Origin of the sequence: Campylobacter concisus (assembly GCF_002165775.1) — a bacterium.
Lineage (GTDB): Bacteria > Campylobacterota > Campylobacteria > Campylobacterales > Campylobacteraceae > Campylobacter_A > Campylobacter_A concisus_E.
In genome coordinates this window covers 1-3,789 of the sequence record NZ_NDYP01000015.1, presented here as the reverse complement: position 1 = coordinate 3,789, position 3,789 = coordinate 1, and the positions used below count along the sequence as shown (strand labels likewise).

1 protein-coding gene is annotated in these 3,789 nt (G+C 38.7%); it reads left to right on the top strand.

The genetic code is table 11. The annotated features are described in order from the left end of the window. The coding region (locus B9N66_RS09770) for a beta strand repeat-containing protein (RefSeq protein WP_087580813.1) at positions 1 to 3,516 on the top strand (3,516 nt) is incomplete at its 5' end. Positions 3,517 to 3,789: the final 273 nt, after the last annotated feature.

Below are 3,789 nucleotides of genomic sequence, written 5' to 3'. Positions count from 1 at the left end.
GGAGGCCACATTAGTAACATCAACGCTAATGTAGGAAGCATAGATGCTTTATCTCTAGCAGCAGGTGGAGATAATAACTTTGGTGTAAGTGGAGGAAGTGCTGTTGGGGCTGGAATTGAAGCAACAGGACCTGCTTTACCAGCAGGAAGTATAAAAATTCCATTGTCGGCGTATAAGGGAGAAAGCACATCTTCTGCACTCTTAGACTCATTTGCCTCTTCTATACCTAACGGATATCACGTATATAGACATACCGACGGTAGAGATTATCTAACTCCTAACGATCCTACCGCTCCTAGTGCATTTGATTATAAAGAAGGCTGGTATGTAAGTAAAGACGGCAACCTTGCTATTGGTCAAGATAACGCTAAAGACCTAGCGGTAACTAGCACGGCAAAAGCTTCAAACTATCCGGATGACGGATCGATAGCTAAGATAGTAAATCCTAATCCAAGTTTAAAAGTGTTTGGGTCGGATAATATAGATAATATAACCGTAGACGGCACAAGAATAACGTCCGTACACGGAGGAGTCGGAAACGATAACGTCGATCTTAAAAACGGCGCCGAGATAATCGGTATTTCCGGCGGTTCAGGCGAAGACAAAATTTCGGTAGATAATTCTAAGGTAGCTTCAAGCATCCTAGGCGGTTCTGAAGACGATATTATAAAAGTAAGTAATAATTCCGAAGTTAAAGGCATAGGTGGTAATGGCGGAAGTGATACTATAACAGTAGATAGCGGTTCTAAAGTAGATACATTACTAGGCGATAGCAAAACTAAAAACGATGTACATGAGAAGCGAGTAAATCCAAATTTAAATATAGAGGATAACGGTGCTGCTGGTGATACTATAAAAGTAAGTGGAACTGGAACAGAAGTTAAATTTATAGGCGCCGGTAATGGAGATGACACTATAACTGTAGACAAAGGTGCAAAAGTAGATCTTGTACAAGCAGACGAAGGAAACGATAAGGTAACTGTAAGTGATAGCGGAACTTACGTTAGCGGTATAAACGGTAGAGGCGGCGATGACGAGATATTGGTAGAAAAAGGCGCTAAAGTAGACGGTATAAAAGGAAGATGGGGTAACGACAAGATAACCGTAAAAGATGCAGGCACCGTCATAAGCGAAGATATAGAAGGCAACGAAGATGCTGATACTATTAAAATTCTAGACGGCGCGAGAGTAAAAGGATACGTTAGCGGTGGACGCGGCGAAAGTCCTAGCATATACGGCGGAGCTGAAAAATCGGATAACGATAATATTACAATCGAAAATGCCACGGTAGAAGGTAATGTAGAAGGTAGTATGCGAAATAATTATTCCGGTGATGACGGAATAAAAATTAAAAATTCTCATATAGGCGGCAGAAAGATATCCGGCGGATACGGTGAAAATAAAATAGAAATTACAGACGGCATGAATTTAGATTCTAAGTGGATTGAAGGCAATAAATTTAATGACGAAATAACCGTAAATGGTGATGCTAAACTAAAGAATACATATATTCAAGGAGAAGCCGGAGATGACACTATTACCATAAAAGATAATGCTAAGGTTAAAGGCGGTAATATCAATACTGGTGCCGGAGCAAACGATAAAATAAATATTAACGGTAATGCCGAGTTGGATGGCACTACATTGCAGTTTGAAGGCGGTAAATCAACAGATAAAGCTACTCTAAACGTAACCGGAAACGCCGTACTAAAAGATGTATCTATACAGGCATCTTCATCTCTAGGCGAGCAATATATGAATTTCCATCAAAGCGGCGAAGCTAAAGTAAAAAGCCTTATGGGTAGCCAAAATAAAGACGTTATAGATATAGCGGGCGACTTTACTTATACTAACGTCAATCATCTTCAAACTCACGGCGGAGACGATGAGATAAAGATGCACGGCGGAGCTACGGTAAAAGTTAGTGTAGATATGGGTGATGGTAAAGATACTTTAACAATAGATAATGCTACATTTAAAGATTCTCTTGTGAATATGGATGGTGGTAACGACGAGATAAATATAAATGCCGGAGCAAATTTAACCGGCACAAGAATTTATACCGGTGACGGTAATGATACGGTGAATGTAAGAGGCGGTACGTTTAGCGAAGCAGAGATCGGACTAGACAAGGGTAAAAATGAAGTAAATATAGAGTCTGGCGCGGTATTTGGCGACCAAGATGCTAGTCTTAATGCCTTTAATGAGCATAAAACTTATATAAGATCAGATTATAGGGATAATTATAATTCAGAAGATACCATAAATGTTAAAGCCGGCGCTACCGTCAAAAACGCCGAAATACAAACTTATGGTGGAAAAGATACTATAAATATAAATGGTGCGGTTGAAAAGTCTAATATTGACACCGGAAGTGGCGACGATACCATCAATATTAAGGGCGGTAAATTTAAAGACGCTAATATTCAAACAGGACATGGTACAAATACCGTTAATATTGATGGTACTGGCAATAATATAGAATCTGACAATACCAAAATCACTCTTGGTGGCGGCTGGAGTAGCGGAGATAATACGGTTAATATTAGCGGTAAATTTGGCGATAAAGATGCTAGCTCATACAATAAAACCGTAATCGGTGCATTTGGCAGCGCTGTTGCTAAAGATACGATTAATATTAAAGATGGCGCTGAGTTACACAATACTAGAATAGATCTTCATAATAATGATGACGTAATTAATATAGGTGCTGGTGCTACTGTTAGGCACTCTCAGCTTATAACTGGAAATCAAAGTGACACTCTAAATATCGGAGACGGAGCTAATATTAGCAAAGGTACACATATGGACCTAGGATTCCATAGTGATACCGCAAAAATAGGAAATAACGTTACTATAGACGACTCTGATATTTATATGGATGATGGTGATACGACCCACCAAAGTACTTTTGGTAACGATACAGTAACTATGGGAAATAACGTAACGTTTAAAAACTATGCCGACGTAAAAGGTGGTCAAGGAAAAGATACTATTACTATAGGGGATAACCTAACTCTAGACGGCAATGCCGGAATTTATGGAGACTGGGGCGAAGGCGGTGGCGGAGTAAATAACGCTACTGACGGCAAAGATACCATTACTATCGGAGATAATCTAACCGTTAAGAATAACTCTACTGTAAGCGGCGGCGGCGGAGATGATGTTATCTCTATCGGTAAAAATGCAAGTATTCAAGACACTTCTACTATCGACGGCGGAGCTGGCTTTGATACATTAAAAGTAGCTGATAATAGCATAGACTTTAGCCATGTTAAAAATATCGAAAAACTAGATATGACTAATGGAGAAAAGACAACCTTATCTCTTACAGCTAGCAATGTTCAAGATATATTACGTGATAGTAACGAGAATAAGCTAAAAATAGATGGTGATAGTAATGATGAGCTTACTCTTGGAAGTAGCTGGACTAAAGGTGCTAGTTCTGGTGGTTATACTACTTATACTAGTGGTACAACTACAATCGAAGTTCAAGATCAAATACACGTACTTTAATATCTATACTTTTAATCCCAAAGGAAATTCCTTTGGGATATTCTTTCTTATCATTAAATTTTTATAAGTGTTTATTTTTTTCTCGTTAAGTACCCCCCCCATTGTACCCCAGTACAATAGACAAGCCCTTCTAAAATTTATATAATTCATTCAAAATTTCAAATACTATAAACAATAAGGAGAACATGATGGCTAAAGAAGCTGGAGTAGTTAAAAGCGTAAACGGAGGAATAGCAAGAGCACTTAATGACTTAACGGGAGAGGTAAGACAAT